A 19566-nucleotide genomic window follows, 5' to 3' on the forward strand; every position below is an offset into this window, starting at 1 on the left:
ATCCATCCTACTTCACCCCCAATGTTTTCAATGTATTTTGAAGCGGATCCCCTAGTATTTCTGGCATTACTCCAACTGCAATAATGCAGAAGATAAGCAGCAAAATCGGGACATACTCCCATCCGTGTATATCAGCTTTCGCTTCCCACTCTTTCTTACCGAATGTTACTTGCAGTGTTGCTCTTAATACATATACAGCGGTTAAAATGATGCCAAGTACACCGACTGCAGCAATGACCGGCTCCCCTTGGAATAAACCGAGAAAGGCGAGAAACTCGCTAACAAATCCAGACATTCCTGGCAATCCAAGCGATGCCATTCCTCCCGCTAAGAAGAATCCGCTAAGTATTGGTACACTTTTTGCGAGTCCGCCAAGCGCTGTAATATCCGACGTTCCAAAACGCTGTTCTATAACGCCGAGTAAGAAGAAGAGTAAGGCTGCAATTAAACCGTGCGACACAACTTGAAATAGTGCCCCTTGTGTACCCGGTGCATTTAACGCCGCAAGCCCCATTAATACAATGCCCATATGCGAAATACTAGAGTAAGCCAGTACCTTCCGAAAGTCCGTTTGGATGAGCGCTAAGAAGGCTCCGTACAATAAATTAATGACCCCTAAAATCGCAATGAGCGTTGCAAACTCTCGAAAGTACTCTGGGAATAACCCCTGTCCGAAGCGAATCATACCGTATGCTCCAATCTTCAGTAAAACACCCGCATGAAGCATAACCACAGCCGGATGTGCTTCAATATGTACATTGACCATCCAGCGATGTAACGGGAAAACGGGTAGTTTAATCGCAAAAGCGATTATTATGCTAAGAAACAAGCTGAACTGTAAGCTACTTGAGACAGCCATCCCTCCGCCAGCACCTACACTCGTTAATATTTCTTTAAGCTCTGTCATATTCGTCGTACCTGTTTTCGCAAATAAAACCGAGAAAACGATGAGCAAAATAGCGGAGCCAATACCGTTATATATTAAATAACTATAAGCTGCCTTTTCACTCGACAATTTCCCCCACTTCCCAATTAATAAAAACATTGGCGGCAATGTAATTTCAAAGAAGATAAAGAACAACATTAAATTTTGAGCTGCGAAGACGCCGAGCATCCCTATTTCTAATATAAGTAACAGCATATAAAATGCTTTCAAATTCCTTTTAATCGTAAATGCCGCAATTGCTGCAAGCATCGCTAATAGGGCAGTCAGCACCATCATAACGAGTGATAAACCATCAATACCAAGCTCGTAATAAATGGAAAACCACCTTTTATCCATCGCTGAAAAATCCCCAAATTTAATCCATTTCACTTTTTCATCAAATAGTGACAAACTCTTTCCAGAAGCGTATGTACAAGCGAGGACAATAGCGATTCCAAATGGAAGCGCCGTTCCAAATAAACCGAGCGCTCGCACTGTACGCGATTCTTTTTTCGGCGTTAATGCAAGTAAGAGAATTCCTAAAAGCGGGGAAAAAATGAAGAACGTTAATAACAAATCATTCATCGTAAATCCCCTCCCGTATAGAGCAAAATAATGACGAGTACCGCAAGTGAAACAGCTGTTACAGTCCCGTACACTTGTACATTTCCGCTTTGGAGTCTAGACCCGATTCCACTTAACCCTTTAACTAAACTCCCTATTAAAACGGCAATTCCTTCGACTACATACACCTCAAATAAGCGAAGCACATGAGCGATTCCTTTCGTAACAGGAAGCACCGTCATATTGTATAGTTCATCCACATAATATTTTTCTTTCAAAAGGTTATAAAGAGGTGCTTCTTCGCTCCCAGCCCAATCTCTAGAAATAGATTTCTTGCCATATATGAAATATGCGAGTGCCATTCCTGCAAATGAAACGAGCGTCGCAACAATCATAATCCAAAACGGTCCGTGTGCTTCTCGCGCTTTAAATGCTACATCTTTCGTAAGCCAATCCCCGAGAAATGTCCCAAACCACGGTGTATTTATATAACCTGCCACTACTGCAAGGACCCCGAGAACGATCATCGGATATGTCATAATGCGGGGCGATTCATGCACATCTTCCTTCGTCTTCGCTTCCCCAGTAAAGACAAGGAAATATAGCCGGAACATGTAGAATGCTGTTAGGAATGCTGCAATTACTGCTAGGGTGAATAAAACATAATTGCCGTTCATCCAAGTCGCCGCTAAAATTTCATCTTTACTAAAGAAGCCGGAAAGGAGTGGCACACCACTAATTGCAAGAGTACCGATTAAAAATAAGGCACCCGTTACTTTCATCTTCTTCTGTAACCCACCCATTTTATTAATATTTTGCGTATGCACTGCATGAATGACACTTCCTGCTGCCAAAAATAGTAGCGCTTTAAAAAAGGCATGTGTCGTTAAATGGAAAACACCTGCTACATAACCAGCAGACCCTAGCGCAAGCATCATATACCCGAGCTGGCTAACTGTAGAATAAGCGAGCACTCTCTTTATATCCGTTTGTACAAGACCGATGGAAGCCGCAAAGATTGCAGTAAAGGCGCCAACGATTGCCACCGTCTGCATCGCCACCGCACTTGCTGAAAATAGCGGAAACATCGTCGCCACTAAATATACGCCAGCTGCGACCATTGTCGCCGCATGAATAAGTGCCGAAACAGGCGTCGGACCTTCCATTGCATCTGGTAACCACGTATGAAGCGGGAACTGACCTGATTTCCCCATTGCACCAATAAAAATTAATATCGCTGTTATTGTAATCATCGTAGGAGTAAGATCCCCAGTATGAATCGCTCTAAAAATTGCATCATATTCAAAACTACCTGCATGCCAGAAAATTAAGATCATCCCAATAAATAAACCGACATCGCCAATACGAGTCATAATAAAAGCTTTTTTCGCAGCAGCCTTCGCTTCTTCTTTAAAGAAATAAAAACCGATGAGTAAAAATGAACCGAGGCCTACTAACTCCCAAAATATATAAAGCTGTAATAAATTCGGTGATATAACGAGCCCGAGCATCGCAAATGTAAAGAGCCCTAAATAGGCGTAAAAGGTTAGTAATCTTTCCTCACCTTTCATATAACCTTTCGAATACACATGTACAAGTAAACTCACAAGCGTAACGATAAACAGCATTAAAGCTCCTAATGCAGTCACTTCAAAGCCGAATGATATATCAATATCTCCAGCTCTAAGCCATACCCACTTATACTTCATTGGTACTGTCGAAAACCGTTCTATTAATACAAGTACCGCAAATATAAAGGAGAGAAAGACGAAGAAAATACTAAGTACACTGCTTCCTTCTCTAATTTTCTTCCCGAATATAATTAATAACAAAAACGAAACAAGCGGGAAAAGCGGTATGAGCCATGCATAATCGATCATTGTTTCCTTCCCCCTTTTCGGTCACAATGTTATCCTTTAAGCGTATCCATTTCATCTACATGAACTGTCGTACGATTACGATACAAAGCAATTAAAATGGCGAGTCCTACCGCCGCCTCCGCTGCTGCTACGGCCATCGTAAACAGAGAGAAAATTTGCCCAGTTAAATTTGGGAACAAACCTAATTTACTAAACGCTACTAAATTTAAATTAGCTGCGTTCAGCATTAATTCAATACAAACTAATACAATCACTGTATTTCGCTTCGTTAAAGCTCCAAACAAACCGATGCAAAACAAAATAATCGCAAGCGTTAAATACGCAGAAGCAGGCACGCTACTCATTGGAATCCTCCTCTTTCTCATCCTTCTTCGCAAGAATAATTGCGCCAACAAGTGCTACAAGTAAAATAACTGAGGTTAACTCAAATGGAATAATATATTCTGAATAGAGAAGTGTACCGATTTGAAGTGTGTTTTTTTCATGGAGAGGTAAACTTCCTTGTGTGCTTTCATTTGCAAAATCAATATTGTTAACAGCGAAATACATAACTGCCCCAAATGCTACAACCGCAAAGAAGATAATCCATTTTCGAAGAGTAAGACGCGATTCGTTTTCTGCGTTATGTTTCGTTAACATAATGCCAAAAATCATAATAATTGTGATCGCACCCGAGTAAAGTAAAATTTGTGCAACTCCGATAAATTCAGCTGATAAAAGAAAGTACAAACCTGCAATGCTGAGAAATGTTAGAACGAGCGCTAGCATCATATGCATGACTTTCGTTAAGTTCAACATAAGAACGCCGCCAATAATTGCAGACAAGGATAGTATAAAGAATGCTATAAACTCGCCATTCATGCTTTATTCTCCTTCCTGACGTTTTCGTCATTTTCGTCAAGCCACTGCAAATTTTTAAATAAGTCATCCCGTGAATATTCCGCCAGTTCAAAGTTATTTGTCATAACAATCGCCTCTGTCGGACAAACTTCTGTGCATAAATCACAAAGAATACAAATTTCAAAATTAATATCGTACGTGTCGATAATTTTCCCTTTTTTCGTAGGATCGGGATGTTTTTTCCCCGTTAATTGAATACAGTCTGTCGGACAAATGTTGGAGCACTGATTACAAACAATACACTTTTCTGGATAGAACTTTTGAATCCCTCGAAACCGGTCTGGCAATGGCAACGGTTGGTTCGGATAATCATAAGTCACCTTCTTCTTGCTCAAATTGCTTAATGTATATTTTAATCCTTTAAATAGTCCTTTCATCTCTTACTGGCACCCCCCTCATAGATTAGAAGAATAACTCCTTAATCAATGCCGTTAAGAAAATATTTGCAAGTGCAATTGGCAATAATACTTTCCAGCCAAACTCCATTAACTGATCACCTCTTATACGCGGAAACGTAACGCGGAACCAAATTAATAGAAAGACTACACTGCTAAACTTTAAAGCAAACCATACGGCACCTGGAATAAATCCAAGAAACATTATTGGATTCCATCCGCCTAAAAAGAGCACAGTAATTAAAGATGCCATCCCGAAGAAATATACGTACTCTGAAAGCATGAAAAACGCCCAGCGAAACCCTGAGTATTCCGTATGATATCCAGAAACAAGCTCCGACTCGGCTTCTGGTAAATCAAACGGCGTCCTATTTAACTCTGCTACCGCTGCGATTAAAAACACGACGAAACCGGTTGGCTGCACGAAAATGTACCAAACATTCTCCTGTGCAGCTACGATTTCATTTAAATTTAGGCTACCCGCTAACAAAACAATCCCAATTACACTCATTACGAGCGGAATTTCATAAGAAATCATTTGCGCCGCTGCACGCATCCCTCCTAAAAGGGAATATTTATTATTTGATGCCCATCCTCCGGTCACAACCCCAATCGTCGTAATGCCAGAAACAGCAATGTAATACAGTAAGCCTACACCAATATCCGCGAACTGAAATTTATCAGTAAATGGGATGACTGCAAGCACCATAAATGCTGGTGCGAATGCAATGACAGGTGCTAATATAAACAACGGTTTATCTGCCGCCTTCGGAATGCTATCTTCCTTCAATAGAAGTTTCAAAACATCGGCTACTGTTTGCAACAGACCAAACCGGCCCCCAACTTGGTTTGGTCCAATCCGCCCTTGCATAAAACCCATCACTTTCCGCTCTGCCAAAATACCATATGTAACGAAGCCAAGGACTGCAAATAGTAGAAGCACCGCTAACCCGAAAAAAATGAAGAAATTCGTCCAGCTTGAAGGTGATTGTAAGAGCGTTTCAATCATCAGCCATCAACCTCCCCAAGTACAATATCAACTCCACCTAAAATCGTAATTAAATTGGCGATGTTTTCACCTTTTAATAACTTCGGTAAAATTTGTAAATTGTAAAAAGACGGCCTGCGAAACTTCAAACGATACGGCTCTTTCTTTCCGTCACTAGCAATATAGCAACCAATCTCTCCGCGCGGCGACTCTATACGAACGAAGGCTTCCCCTTTAGGCGCCTTAATAATTTTCGGCACTTTCGCCAATACAGCTCCGTCTTTCGGGAACTGCTGGACAGCTTGCTCAACAATTTTTAACGACTCCTCAATTTCTTTCATGCGGCAAACATAGCGATCCCAAGCATCCCCCACGCTCCCAACAGGAATATCGAAATCAAAACGGTCGTAAATCGAATACGGCTCATCTTTGCGAAGATCCCAGTTTACTCCTGTGCATCGCAAATTCGCTCCGCTTAAAGAATACGAAATCGCCTCTTCCTCGCTATATATACCAACGCCTTTTACACGATTTAAGAAAATCTCATTCCCACTAACGAGATCATGGTAACCTGCCAATTGCTCTCTCATATACGGAACAAACTCTTCCACTTTTTCAATCCAACCGTCCGGCGCATCCCACTTTACACCGCCGACCCTCATATAGTTAAAAGTAAGCCGGGCACCGCATAATTCATTTAATAAATTAATGATCATCTCTCGCTCACGAAACGCGTACAAAAACGGGCTAACTGCCCCTATATCAAGAAGATTTGTCCCCCACCAAACGAGATGGCTCGCAATCCTTCCAAGCTCCATTGCAAGCACTCGCAAGTATTCAGCCCGCTCCGGAATTTCAAGCCCCATCATCGTCTCTACAGCGTGGCAAATGACGTAATTATTCGTCATGGCCGATAAATAGTCCATTCGATCTGTATAAGGGATAATTTGCGTATACTGTAAGCTCTCTGCAATCTTTTCGGTCCCGCGATGCAAATATCCAATAACCGGTGTAGCTTCTTTAATAATTTCCCCGTCAATCTTAATAACAAGCCTGAACACACCATGCGTACTCGGATGCTGAGGACCTACATTCAAAAGCATTTCTTCCGTACGAATCATTTAGCTACACCTCCACATCATACGGTTCATAATCTTTCCTAAGCGGATGCCCTATCCAATCATCAGGCATTAAAATACGCGATAAATTCGGGTGTCCCTTAAATACAATGCCAAGCAAATCATAGGCTTCCCGCTCTGGCCAGTCCGCTCCTTTCCAAAGCGCTGTCACCGACTCTACTTGCGGCGCTTCCCTATCCAGCTTCACCTTTACCGCTACTGACTGTTTCTTTCCATATGAAAATAAATGAACATACACTTCCATATGTGTCACAAAATCCGTCGCATGTAGCTCTGACATATAATCAAATGCAAGTCCCTCATGGAATCGCAGTAACTCCATTACTTCATAATATTTGGAGGCCTCAACCACAAGAGTTGGCACATCTTTTGAAAGTTTATTAATGTAGGAATCTACTAATGTATCCTCTCCTACTTTCCCCTTAATAACTTCAACATACTGATTTAAATACGGTTGATTCATAGATGGTTCTTCCGGCTTCGTCTCCTCTTCCTTCTTACCTTCAGCGCTCTTTGTCTTCGCTCTTGCAGCCGCAGCCGCTTTTGCCTTCGCTGCTGCAATTGCCTTCGCCTTTTCATCTCCTGAATCCCCATCACCTTTTAAGGCCTTCTGCTTTGCTAGCGCCGCTGCTTTTGCCTTTGCTGCCGCCACGGATTTCGCTTTTGCTTTGGCCTTTTCCTCTTCCGTTACCTCTTCTGTTCCTTCCCTTTTTTGCTTCGCTAACGCTGCCGCTTTTGCTTTCGCCGCAGCTGCTGCCTTCGCCTTCGCTTTGGCCTTTTCTTCTTCTGTTATCTCTTCTGTCCCTTCCCTTTTTTGCTTCGCTAACGCCGCTGCTTTTGCTTTCGCTGCAGCTGCTGCCTTCGCCTTCGCTTTGGCCTTTTCCTCTTCCGTTACCTCTTCTGTTCCTTCCCTTTTTTGCTTCGCTAACGCTGCCGCTTTTGCTTTCGCCGCAGCTGCTGCCTTCGCCTTCGCTTTGGCCCTTTCCTCTTCCGTTACCTCTTCTGTTCCTTCTCTTTTTTGCTTCGCTAACGCTGCCGCTTTCGCTTTCGCCGCGGCGGCTGCCTTCGCCTTCGCTTTGGCCCTTTCCTCTTCCGTTACCTCTTCTGTTCCTTCTCTTTTTTGCTTCGCTAACGCCGCTGCTTTTGCTTTCGCTGCAGCTGCTGCGCGTCGTTTTGCTTCTTCCACAGTCATTTCGTCATTTTTTGGTAGCGCTTTCTCTTTTTCCTGATCTTCTTCCTCAAGTTTACTTATTTCTGCATCATGTTTCGCAACGAGACGCTTTCTCGCCTCTTCTTTCGCACGCCTAGCCGCTTCTCTTTTCAAATCCTCTAATTCTTTGTTTGGATCACTCATTTATTCGTCACCTGCTTTCCCGTCTTTGCCTCGTAACGAATTTTTTCTTTCAATTTATTAATTCCATAAATTAAGGCAGCAGGATTTGGTGGACAACCAGGAATATACACATCAACTGGTACAATTTGATCTACACCTTTCACAACAGCATATGAATTTACATACGGGCCACCTGCTGTCGCACAAGATCCCATTGCAATAACCCATTTTGGTTCAGGCATTTGATCATATAAACGCCGAACAATAGGAGCCATCTTCTTCGTTACCGTTCCCGACACAATCATAACGTCCGATTGCCTTGGTGAAGTCCGAAAAAATGACCCAAACCGATCTAAATCGTAATGCGATGAACCTACTCCCATCATTTCAATTGCACAGCATGCCAGTCCGAATGTCATCGGCCATAAAGAATTACTCCGTGCCCATCCTTTCAACTGTTCCAACGTAGAAAGAAAGATATTTCGTTCTAATTCCGCTCGCTCATTTGGATGTAACTCCTCAAAATTTATAACCATTGTAACACCTTCTTTTTCCAAGCATACGCTAATCCAACTAGCAACATTACAACAAAGATGAGCATTTCAATCAGTGCAAATAAACCGAGCTTGTCATATGCAACAGCCCATGGATATAAAAATAAAGTTTCTACATCAAAAATGACAAACAATAAAGCAAAAATATAATAACGAGCATGAAACCGAATATTTGCATCATGAAAAGGCTCAATCCCACTCTCATACGTCGTCGCTTTCGCTGCACTTGGTTTGTTTGGGCGCAGCATCCTTCCTAATGTAAGAGCCACTACCGGCAGCAATATGCCTAATAGCAAGAAAATCAAAACGATCATATAACTATTTTCATATACACTTGCCATTGTGAAACCCTCCCCCCTGAATTAAGAACAAGTTCACTTAGTAAACAATATGTCCTAGTTGCAGTAATTATTATTTTTAAATTTTTCTAAATAATGCAACTATTTTAATCATTATAGCAAACTTCAAATTCCTATGTCGATATGTTGGGGACAGAAACGAGAATTATTAAAATCTATTTTTAGAACTCACTATACCTGTGTAAAATAAGTATAAAAATTATATATACTTTTCAAGAAACAATAAAAAATAAAAAGAGGAAGTTATATGTATATACCGTGGGTGAGATAAATGAAAAAACAAACACATGTAAGTATTCTTATAAGCATCATATTGTTATCTGTAGCGATTCATTATGTGGCAATGCCTTTTCTATATGAATACTCATTTCCTTTTCAAATATTAATTGGAATGAGTACCTTATTCATTGATATTATCGTTTGTAGTTATATACTTTATTTTTCAAACGGGAAAGAAGGGTTACCTCGTTTATTTTGGACCATTTTATGTATTGGAACCCTCTCTTATTTCATTGGAGATATCATCGTTGCCTATCAACGTTTAATTTTAAAGGACTACTATACATTCGTTGATTTGTCCGATTTTTTCTATCTACTTTTTTTAATTAGCTTTGCATTTGCCTTTCTATATGAAATCATCTATAACCGCGATTTATTAGAAAAGCTTTTTATGATATGTGATATTTGTATTATTGTTACAGCACAATTCACTTTAAGTTACTACTTACTTATCGAACGCACTATTCACGTTTCTTCAACATCCAATATCGACATATTTGTTCAACTTACCTATCCAATGACCGATTTACTCTTTTTCCTTATAGGAATCAATCTGTTATTCAAGCCATTATCCTTATTATCCAAAAAAGTTGGTGCGCTTCTTGGCAGTGCTTTAATTTTATATGCTACTACAGATGCGATTTATGCTTATATTAAATACTTCACACCCGAGTATTCTATGTTTACAGTTACTCCTCTCTATCAAGTAACTTTAGTACTAGTAGCAATCGCCTGTATTCTGCATACGAAAGAACCTGAAAAGCAAGAGCAAGTACTATTAACACCTAAACTTGGTGAATCGATCAGATTATCCTTACCTTATATTTCTGTAGTAATGCTTATTGTTTTTATACTAGTTGAATATGTTTTTGCACCTATTGTAGTAATCGGGCTTATGATTACTTTCTCCTTCGTTCTCATACGCCATAGTTTAGTTCGAAGACAAAATAAAATATTATTACTAGCACAAATGCAATTCAACTCAGAACTCGAAAAACAAATTGAACTACGTACAGAAGATTTAGTAGAACAAAAAAATGAACTATATCATAACCAACAAATGTTCAAATCATTATACGAGCATCACCCAGATCCTATTTTCACATTAGACTTGTACGGTAATTTTCTCAATGTAAACAACGCTGGTACGACTTTACTCGGTTATCAAACGAATGAATTATTAAATCAACCATACTATTCACTTACGTACGAAGAAGATTTGGAAGAAATCATTAATGCCTTTCGCCTTGTAAAAAAAGGAAAATCTATTTCTTTAGAAGTACGGGCGTATCATAAAAATAGAGATATTTACTACTTGCATGTTACAGCTGTTCCTATCTTTTTAAAAAATCATATTTCTGGCGTTTATTTAATGATTAAAGATATTACGGAGAGCAAACAACAACAAGAACAAATTAACTTTCTAGCCTACCATGATACATTAACAGAACTTGCAAATCGCCGTGCATTTCATCAATATGTAGAACAAGCAATTGCTCGATCCAAAATATCAAAAAGGCCTTTTGCTGTTATGTTCCTCGACCTAGACCGCTTTAAAGTTATTAACGACACTCTCGGTCATAGGGTAGGAGACCTGCTATTAATTGCAGTAGCAAAAAGACTCGAAAGAATAGCAACACCAAATATGAAACTTGCCCGATTAGCTGGGGATGAATTCACAATCCTTATTGAGAATTATCAAAAAAGTCCAGATGTAAAAAAAATAGCTGATGCGATTGTAGCAGACATGAACGAACCATTCGAAATTGAAAATCAACATTTAAAAATCTCACCAAGCATCGGGATTGCAATATATCCTGAAGCAGGTGAAGATCCATTATCAATCTTGCAGCATGCCGATATGGCCATGTATGAAGCAAAAAACAAAGGAAAAAACGGTAGCTCTCTGTACACGAAAGAATTGTATAAAAAAATGGAACGAAAAGCTCGAATTGAAAAAGATTTACCACTCGCTTTAGTAAACGAAGAATTTTATGTCGTTTATCAACCACAAATTGATATTACAACGAAAAAAATTATTGGTGCTGAAGCATTAATACGCTGGAAACACCCACTCCTAGGTGACATTCCGCCATGTGAGTTCATTCCAATTGTAGAGGAGACTCCGCAGGTCATTCCACTCGGTCATTGGGTATTAAAAGAATCTTGTCGCCAGTTAAAAATATGGCATACTTTTGGCTATACAGATTTAAAAATAAGTGTGAACTTATCAGCAAAGGAGTTCCAGCAAGATAATTTAATCGAACACATTTCACAAATACTAACAGACCTTAACGTCGATCCCAAATATGTAACACTTGAGTTAACAGAACGAATTGCGATGATCGATGAAAAAGAAACGTTATCAAGACTAAAACAATTAAAGGAATATGGTATTCAAACATCCATTGATGACTTCGGTACCGGCTATTCTTCTCTCGCTTATTTATCAATTTTCCCTATCGATACATTAAAAGTACCGAGAGAATTTACACAACTCGCTGATCACCGTCCTGAAGAAAGGGCTATCGTCTCCACTATTCTTTCCCTTGCAAATACGTTAAATCTTTCTGTCGTTGCTGAAGGAATTGAAACAGAAAAACAACTTAAATTTCTACAAAAAAACAACTGTAAGTATATGCAAGGTTACTATTTCAGTAAACCACTTACGAGTCATCAATTTATAAAATTCCTACAAAAAACCCCCAGTATGAACCAATAGCTCATACTGGGGGTTTTATAAAACGAATCATCAATGTGGGATGCCCCACTTTTATAGTGTCGGAATTGTTTTCTCGTAATATTCCTCTGCAATCTCTTCATAAAAAGCTGCTGACGTCGTATAAAAATATGGAATTAGCCATAGGAATCCAATCCCGAGTGTAATACAACTTAATATAAACCAACCAATAAAGCTTAAACATAAAATGAAATACTCCATCTTATGCCCATCCATCATACGACGGCTTTCTGTAATAGCTTGATTTATAGAATACTCAGGGTGATCATTTATAATAAAGTACGTCATCGCATAAGAAAATGATTTAATAATGCCTGGAATAATAAATAGTAAAAACCATAAGAAAATATAGATATTCACTACTATATATAATAAAAATGACTTTATAAACTTACTTCCTTCTGTAAACCATCTGAATATATGCCCGATACGCGCTTCTTTTTCACGAATGATATGCAGCGCTAAACAATAGCCACCTAACGTTAATGGACCTACCATCAATATTGAAATAACGTCTACTGAAAGTGAGTTATTTACTTCTTTCCAATCCCAAACCTGGGAGAAAATGAAATCAATACTAAAACTAAAAGCTGAAATAAGAATCGAAATTAGTAATGTTGCCCCGACAGCTAATCCCCATTTCCCTTCTAATGAATCTAGCGCTTCTCCTTTTAAATCACTAATCATAATTTGCCTCCTATACGTAATAACTCTATTAGTATAGCATGTTCCTACTACAATTGATCTTTTGAAAGGTGGCGATAAAAATGCGCTGTCGTTGTACTCATATACGGGCTAAGCCAAAGAAAGCCTATTCCAAGTGTAAAAATCGCTAAAATGGCCCAACCTATAAAACTCAGCCACAACAGAAACAAATCCAATTTGTGTCCCTTCATAAGATGCTTACTTTCTTTCATCGCCTGTGACACACTATACTCTGGATTTTCAACCATAACATAGTACGTCAGCGCATAAGAAAAGTACATCACAATCATACCAACGATTGAAATAGCTAATAATACAAAGAAAGCAATAGCAAACGACGTATTTCCTTCTTCACCCAAAAATGCAAATAAGGCTACTAGCAACATTGGAATCCATGTACCTGTATATAATAAAATTGCAAGCATTGCCCACATTGTTTTCATCATTCTTTTAAAGCCACGAAACCCTTCGAATAAGTGATCTACTTTAGCACCTTCTCGTTTACTAATCTGTAAAAATACATTTGTATAACCGTATGATGTAATCCCATACGATGCGTTACTCAAAATTATCATAATGCAATAAAAAATCCCGAATGTAACACCTGCTCCAATTGACATTGTTTCCTCTTCAAGTGAACCTGTTAAACCAGCAAATAAGAAAAATATAATAATTCCTGGAATTAAAAGTATAAGCATTGCAGCCATTGAAACAACATAACTTAAAATAAAATATAAAATCGTTGATCCAACACCTAGTCCCCAATTTCCCTTTAAGGAGTGCAACGCTTCTCGTTTCATTTCACCAATCATTTCTTCATCTCCTTTATAAATTGTTGTACATTCTCTACTTATACAAGCATCAATATAATTATACCATTTTTGTAAAATTATCCATGATCTACACAAAAAAATCCGTAAAGGCAAGAGCCCTTACGGATTTTTTATTTCATATCGGAAACGTTTAAACGGTTCACAGCACGTTGTAATGCCATTTCTGCACGTTTAAAGTCAACATGTGCTTGTTTATCTTGCAGACGTTGCTCAGCGCGACGCTTCGCTTCATTTGCACGATGGATATCGATATGGTTTGCTTCTTCAGCAGATGATGATAATACAGTTACTTTATCTGGACGAACTTCGATAAAGCCACCGCTTACCGCTACATAATCAGTGTGTCCACCATTTTTCAGACGAACTGCACTAATTTTTAATGGTGCAACAGTTGGAATGTGACCCGGTAAGATCCCCATTTCCCCACTCTCTGCTTTTACGCTTACCATTTCTACTTCTTTTTCGTAAACCGGTCCATCAGGAGTTACAATACTGACTGGAAATGTCTTCATACTTCGTCCCTCCTAAGGCCTTACGCCATCATTTTCTTCGCGTTTTCAATAACTTCTTCAATGCCACCAACTAAACGGAACGCATCTTCTGGAAGGTCATCATATTTTCCTTCTAGAATTTCTTTAAATCCGCTAACTGTATTTTTTACAGGTACGTAAGAACCTTTTTGACCTGTAAACTGCTCAGCTACGTGGAAGTTTTGAGATAAGAAGAATTGAATACGACGAGCACGATGTACAACTAACTTATCTTCTTCAGATAACTCATCCATACCTAAGATAGCGATGATATCTTGAAGCTCTTTATAACGCTGTAAAGTTTGCTGTACTTGACGAGCTACTTCATAATGCTCTTCTCCTACGATTTCTGGAGAAAGTGCACGAGATGTAGATGCTAATGGATCTACGGCTGGGTAAATACCCATTTGTGTTAAACGACGCTCTAAGTTTGTTGTTGCATCTAAGTGAGCGAACGTTGTAGCTGGTGCTGGATCCGTATAGTCATCGGCTGGTACATATACCGCTTGGATAGACGTGATAGATCCTTTATTTGTAGATGTGATACGCTCTTGTAATTGACCCATTTCTGTTGCAAGTGTTGGTTGGTAACCTACCGCAGATGGCATACGACCAAGAAGGGCAGATACTTCAGAACCTGCTTGCGTGAAACGGAAAATGTTATCGATGAACAGAAGTACGTCTTGTCCTTGCTCATCACGGAAATGCTCAGCCATTGTTAATCCTGTTAATGCAACACGTTGACGTGCTCCAGGTGGCTCGTTCATTTGTCCGAATACCATCGCAGTTTTCTTAATTACGCCAGAATCGCTCATTTCGTGGTATAAGTCATTACCCTCACGAGTACGCTCACCTACACCAGCGAATACAGAGATACCACCATGTTCTTGTGCGATGTTGTTGATTAATTCCTGAATTAATACCGTTTTACCTACACCGGCACCACCGAATAGACCGATTTTACCACCCTTAATGTAAGGAGCAAGTAAGTCTACTACTTTAATACCAGTTTCAAGAATTTCTACTTTAGTAGATAATTCTTCGAATGCAGGTGCTTGACGGTGAATTGGATCACGATGTACATCCGCAGGAACCTCACCATCTAAGTCAATTGCATCACCTAATACGTTAAATACGCGACCAAGTGTTACATCACCAACTGGTACAGAGATTGGTTTACCAGTATCTTCTACTTCTGTGCCACGAACAAGTCCATCTGTGGAAGACATCGCAACTGTACGAACTGTATCATCACCTAAATGAAGTGCAACTTCAAATGTTAAGTTAATACTTCCGTTTTCGTTGCTTTGTTTTACCGTAAGGGCGTTGTAGATTTCTGGTAGCTTTCCGCCATCAAACTTAACGTCTACAACCGGACCCATGATTTGCGTAACGCGCCCTTTATTCATCGGGTTCCCTCCTAGCTTTCTTTTAATTAGCCAACTTTCTACGAGCAGCTAGCTTTTAATTTTTTATTGGTTTATAGCTTACGCGACTCTTTTGAAAGAGTCGCTTCCGCCTTTTATTGAATCTAGCTCCAGCGGTTAGAATGTTCGGTGGCTTCGCTTTTTCCTACGAGGCACAAATCGCCTCTACGTCAAAAGCTCCATCCCCCTCTCATTCTGAACGAACCGCTTCCGCCTTTTAATACTATTCTAACGCTGCTGCTCCACCAACGATTTCCGTAATTTCTTGCGTAATCGCTGCCTGACGCGCACGGTTGAATGAAAGTGTAAGTGAATCGATAACTTCCATTGCGTTGTCTGTAGCACTCTTCATTGCTGTCATACGCGCTGCGTGTTCACTTGCTTTACCGTCTAGTAATGCACCGTACACTAAGCTTTCTGCGTATTGTGGCAATAGTACTTTTAAAATTTCTTCTTCAGAAGGTTCGAATTCATAAGCTGTCGTCGGTTTATCAGACGCCACATCAGTAAGCGGTAAAATTTTATTTTCCGTTACTTCTTGTGAAATTTTACTTACGTAATGGTTGTAGTAAATATACAGCTCATCATAAGCACCATCTGCGAACATCGCAATTGCTCGAGAAGCAAGGTCTTTAATATCAGTAAATGATGGGTGGTCAGATAATCCAACTACTTCATCAATGATGTTAAAGCCGCGACGTTTTAAATAATCACGTCCTAGTCGTCCAAGCACAATAATTGAATATTGGTTTGAATCCATATTATGACGTTCACGAATTACGTTACTTACTGTACGTAATACGTTACTGTTATAACCACCTGCTAGTCCGCGATCAGATGTAATAACGATGTATCCTGTACGCTTTACAGGACGCGCATTTAGCATCGGATGATTAATTCCTTTACTTCCTTGCGCAATGCTCGCTACTACTTCTTGAATCTTTTCCATATACGGAACGAAAGATTTAGCATTTTGCTCTGCACGGTTTAACTTAGATGCAGATACCATCTCCATCGCTTTCGTAATTTGACTCGTTTTCTTTGTCGAGTTAATCTTCGCTTTTATATCGCGTAAAGATGCCACAGGTTTTCACCACCTTTTTTCCGGAAGTTGGCACGATTAGTAAGAATTCTCTTCCTAATCTACGTTGCAAGATATTCTTGCTCATGATTGAAGGAAAAGAATAGGTGCACCTACTCTTTTCCTTTACATAACCGTCAGCAATCTCAAAGCCTGAGATGCCTTATATATTATCTAGCTTCGGCGGCTTGTACGAGCCGCTTCCGCTTTTATTAATCTAGTTCCGCCTCTTAGCCGATGGGGCTAAACAGTCGGCTTCACTTTTTATTATTCAGAAGCTACGAATACTTTTTTAAATCCGTTAATTGCTGCTGCAAATTTGTCGTCATCCGCAAGTTTCTTAGTTGTGCGGATTTCTTCTAATAAGTCAGTCGCATTAGAATCTAACCAAGCATGGAATTCTTCTTCGAAACGAGTGATATCTACTACTGGGATATCATCTAGGAATCCACGTGTTAAAGCGTAAAGAATGATAACTTGTTTCTCTACACGTAACGGTTTGTGTAATCCTTGTTTTAATACCTCAACAGTACGAGCACCACGGTTTAGTTTCGCTTGAGTTGCTTTATCAAGGTCAGAACCGAACTGAGCGAACGCTTCTAACTCACGGTAAGATGCAAGGTCAAGACGAAGTGTACCAGATACTTTACTCATTGCTTTAATCTGAGCAGATCCACCAACACGAGATACAGAAGTACCCGCATCGATCGCTGGACGTACGCCAGAGAAGAATAGGTCAGATTGTAAGAAGATTTGTCCATCCGTAATAGAAATTACGTTTGTTGGGATGTATGCTGATACGTCCCCTGCTTGTGTTTCGATGAAAGGTAGTGCAGTTAAAGAACCGCCACCTCTTGCATCACTTAATTTTGCTGCACGCTCTAATAAGCGAGAATGTAAGTAGAATACATCCCCTGGGTAAGCTTCACGACCTGGAGGACGACGTAATAGTAATGACAGCTCACGGTAAGCTGCTGCTTGTTTTGATAAGTCATCATATACTACTAATACGTGTTTACCATTGTACATGAACTCTTCACCCATTGTTACACCAGCGTAAGGAGCTAGGTATAATAATGGAGCTGGTTGAGAAGCAGATGCAGTTACAACGATTGTGTACTCTAATGCACCGTGCTTACGTAGTGTTTCTACTACGTTACGTACAGTTGATTCTTTTTGTCCGATCGCTACGTAGATACAAATCATATCTTCATCTTTTTGGTTAATGATTGTATCAAGTGCAACTGCTGTTTTACCAGTTTGACGGTCACCGATGATTAACTCACGTTGACCACGGCCAATTGGTACAAGAGCATCGATCGCTTTAATACCTGTTTGAAGTGGTTCATGAACAGATTTACGATCCATTACACCTGGTGCTGGACTTTCGATTGGACGAGTGTTTGTTGTATTGATTGGGCCTAAACCATCAACTGGTTGACCTAATGGGTTTACAACACGACCAATTAGTTCTTTTCCTACTGGTACTTGCATGATGCGACCAGTACGACGAACTTCGTCACCTTCACGGATTTCCGTGTAAGGTCCTAAAATGATAATACCTACGTTATTTTCCTCTAAGTTTTGTGCTAGTCCCATAACGCCGTTAGAGAACTCTACAAGTTCACCAGCCATAACGTTATCAAGACCATGAGCACGCGCGATACCGTCACCAACTTGGATAACTGTACCAACATCACTAACTTCGATTTCAGACTGATAGTTCTCGATTTGTTGCTTTATCAGTGCGCTAATTTCTTCAGCTCTGATGCTCATGTGCTTCACCCCTATCTATTCTTCATTAATTCACGCTGAATACGTGCTAATTTTCCTTGTAAACTTCCATCATAAATGCGATTTCCAATACGTACTTTAATGCCGCCTAGTAAATCTTCATCTACAACATTTTTTACGCGAATTGCATCTTTTCCTGTTCTCTTTGCAAATGCTTCTGCAATGTTAAGCTTCTCTTCTTCTGATAGAAGACGAGTAGAATATACAGTTGCGTCCGCTACGTTACGTTCTTCATTAGCAAGAACAACATATTCATCTGCAATTTCAGGTAAGATATCAATGCGTTTGTTATCAATTAAAATATATAACGTATTTAAAATAGATTCAGAAACAGATCCGAATACGTTTGCAAGAAACGTTTTCTTTTGTTCCTTCGAAATGTTCGGTTGCGTTAAAAAGCTATGTAGTTCTCCGTTCTTTACATAAACGTTTTGTACAAGGCGTAATTCCTCTTCAAACATTTCTAATACGTGTTTTTCTTTAGCAATTTTAAAAAGAGCGACAGCATAACGTTTTGCTACAATCCCATTGCTCATCGCGCTTCTCCTACTTCTTTAATATAATCGCGAATTAACTTCACTTGATCTTCTTCTTTTAATTCTTTTTCAATTACTTTAGAAGCAATTTGAACAGATAAAGAAGCAACTTGTTCTTGTAAAGCAGCAATTGCTTGCTCTTTTTCGCGTTGAATTTCTTGTACAGCAGATGCTTTAATTGATTCTGCTTCTTCTTTCGCAGCAGCAACAATAACATCTTTTTGATCTACAGCTTGCTTTTTCGCTCTTTCGATTAACTCTTGTGCTTCAACACGTGATTGTTTTAACATTTCACGTTGTTCTTCTACTAACTTCTTCGCCTCAGCATTACTTCTTTCTGCAGCGTCGATTTCATTAGTAACATGCTCTTCACGTTCTTTCATAATTCCCATTAAAGGACCCCACGCAAATTTGCGTAGCATTACTAATAGAAGTAAGAAAATGAACAATGTATAAGCAATCGTTCCAAATGGAATGGCAGCACCTAATAATAAAGTTGGCACAAGGATTCACTCCCTTCAAAATATCTAAATTGATCATATGAAAAAAAAAGACATACGTTTCATTCATAAAGCAATGGCGAAGAAAGTTCGGAAAAACACTC

19 protein-coding genes are annotated in these 19566 nt (G+C 39.5%); 1 reads left to right on the forward strand and 18 read right to left on the reverse strand.

Annotation, left to right across the window (positions count from 1 at the left end):
* Positions 1-7: 7 nt before the first annotated feature.
* From AAG068_RS26390 to nuoA, 10 genes are read right to left on the reverse strand one after another with little or no spacing between them, the layout of a single operon-like run.
* Positions 8-1510, reverse strand: a complete 1503-nt coding sequence (locus tag AAG068_RS26390; RefSeq protein ID WP_342716418.1) for an NADH-quinone oxidoreductase subunit M — start codon at positions 1508-1510, stop codon at positions 8-10.
* Positions 1507-3369, reverse strand: coding sequence for an NADH-quinone oxidoreductase subunit L (gene nuoL, locus AAG068_RS26395; protein ID WP_342716419.1), 1863 nt, complete (start codon positions 3367-3369; stop codon positions 1507-1509). The genes AAG068_RS26390 and nuoL overlap by 4 nt, the downstream gene beginning before the upstream one ends.
* Before the next feature lie 29 nt (positions 3370-3398).
* Entirely contained in the window at positions 3399-3713 is a 315-nt protein-coding gene (gene nuoK, locus AAG068_RS26400; RefSeq protein WP_000100078.1) for an NADH-quinone oxidoreductase subunit NuoK, read from the reverse strand.
* Entirely contained in the window at positions 3706-4230 is a 525-nt protein-coding gene (locus tag AAG068_RS26405) for an NADH-quinone oxidoreductase subunit J (protein ID WP_042876099.1), read from the reverse strand. Before AAG068_RS26405 ends, nuoK begins: the two co-directional genes overlap by 8 nt.
* Positions 4227-4646 (reverse strand): NADH-quinone oxidoreductase subunit NuoI, encoded by a 420-nt coding sequence (gene nuoI / locus AAG068_RS26410; protein WP_000677191.1) that lies wholly within the window; start codon positions 4644-4646, stop codon positions 4227-4229. The genes AAG068_RS26405 and nuoI overlap by 4 nt, the downstream gene beginning before the upstream one ends.
* A gap of 25 nt (positions 4647-4671) precedes the next feature.
* The gene (nuoH, locus tag AAG068_RS26415; protein ID WP_342716420.1) at positions 4672-5673 is read right to left on the reverse strand and encodes an NADH-quinone oxidoreductase subunit NuoH; all 1002 of its coding nucleotides are present in this window, start codon (positions 5671-5673) and stop codon (positions 4672-4674) included.
* Positions 5673-6773 (reverse strand): NADH-quinone oxidoreductase subunit NuoD, encoded by a 1101-nt coding sequence (nuoD, locus tag AAG068_RS26420; RefSeq protein WP_342716421.1) that lies wholly within the window; start codon positions 6771-6773, stop codon positions 5673-5675. Before nuoD ends, nuoH begins: the two co-directional genes overlap by 1 nt.
* A 4-nt stretch (positions 6774-6777) precedes the next feature.
* Positions 6778-8145 (reverse strand): NADH-quinone oxidoreductase subunit C, encoded by a 1368-nt coding sequence (locus AAG068_RS26425; RefSeq protein ID WP_342716422.1) that lies wholly within the window; start codon positions 8143-8145, stop codon positions 6778-6780.
* Positions 8142-8660 carry an NADH-quinone oxidoreductase subunit NuoB gene (nuoB, locus tag AAG068_RS26430; RefSeq protein WP_342716423.1) on the reverse strand — a complete coding sequence of 173 codons (519 nt, stop codon included), beginning with the start codon at positions 8658-8660 and terminating at the stop codon, positions 8142-8144. The genes AAG068_RS26425 and nuoB overlap by 4 nt, the downstream gene beginning before the upstream one ends.
* Complete coding sequence (gene nuoA, locus AAG068_RS26435) at positions 8651-9019, reverse strand: NADH-quinone oxidoreductase subunit NuoA (protein ID WP_000179273.1); 369 nt, start codon at positions 9017-9019, stop codon at positions 8651-8653. Before nuoA ends, nuoB begins: the two co-directional genes overlap by 10 nt.
* 289 nt (positions 9020-9308) lie before the next feature.
* Here nuoA and AAG068_RS26440 point away from each other — a divergent pair, with 289 nt between their 5' ends.
* On the forward strand, positions 9309-12038 hold the full coding sequence (locus tag AAG068_RS26440) for a putative bifunctional diguanylate cyclase/phosphodiesterase (protein WP_342716425.1): 2730 nt from the start codon (positions 9309-9311) through the stop codon (positions 12036-12038).
* A 51-nt stretch (positions 12039-12089) separates the two neighbouring features.
* Here the strand turns inward: AAG068_RS26440 and AAG068_RS26445 are convergent, their stop codons facing one another.
* The 8 genes from AAG068_RS26445 to atpF form a co-directional block, all read right to left on the reverse strand.
* A complete protein-coding gene (locus AAG068_RS26445; RefSeq protein ID WP_342716426.1) occupies positions 12090-12743 on the reverse strand; it encodes a DUF975 family protein in 654 nt (217 codons plus the stop codon).
* A 47-nt stretch (positions 12744-12790) separates the two neighbouring features.
* Positions 12791-13573: a DUF975 family protein gene (locus AAG068_RS26450; RefSeq protein WP_342716427.1), complete on the reverse strand. Its 783-nt coding sequence runs from the start codon at positions 13571-13573 to the stop codon at positions 12791-12793.
* Positions 13574-13704: 131 nt separating this feature from the next.
* Positions 13705-14106 carry a F0F1 ATP synthase subunit epsilon gene (gene atpC, locus AAG068_RS26455; RefSeq protein WP_000847211.1) on the reverse strand — a complete coding sequence of 134 codons (402 nt, stop codon included), beginning with the start codon at positions 14104-14106 and terminating at the stop codon, positions 13705-13707.
* Positions 14107-14126: 20 nt separating this feature from the next.
* Positions 14127-15533: a F0F1 ATP synthase subunit beta gene (atpD, locus tag AAG068_RS26460; protein ID WP_001032593.1), complete on the reverse strand. Its 1407-nt coding sequence runs from the start codon at positions 15531-15533 to the stop codon at positions 14127-14129.
* Positions 15534-15774: 241 nt separating this feature from the next.
* Positions 15775-16635: a F0F1 ATP synthase subunit gamma gene (atpG, locus tag AAG068_RS26465; RefSeq protein ID WP_000157696.1), complete on the reverse strand. Its 861-nt coding sequence runs from the start codon at positions 16633-16635 to the stop codon at positions 15775-15777.
* A gap of 264 nt (positions 16636-16899) precedes the next feature.
* Positions 16900-18408 (reverse strand): F0F1 ATP synthase subunit alpha, encoded by a 1509-nt coding sequence (atpA, locus tag AAG068_RS26470; RefSeq protein WP_000027521.1) that lies wholly within the window; start codon positions 18406-18408, stop codon positions 16900-16902.
* Between the two features lie 11 nt (positions 18409-18419).
* Positions 18420-18962 (reverse strand): F0F1 ATP synthase subunit delta, encoded by a 543-nt coding sequence (atpH, locus tag AAG068_RS26475; RefSeq protein ID WP_000064683.1) that lies wholly within the window; start codon positions 18960-18962, stop codon positions 18420-18422.
* A complete protein-coding gene (gene atpF, locus AAG068_RS26480; protein WP_001142618.1) occupies positions 18959-19465 on the reverse strand; it encodes a F0F1 ATP synthase subunit B in 507 nt (168 codons plus the stop codon). The genes atpH and atpF overlap by 4 nt, the downstream gene beginning before the upstream one ends.
* Positions 19466-19566: the final 101 nt, after the last annotated feature.

The organism is Bacillus paramycoides (assembly GCF_038971285.1).
In the GTDB taxonomy this organism is placed as follows: Bacteria; Bacillota; Bacilli; order Bacillales; family Bacillaceae_G; genus Bacillus_A.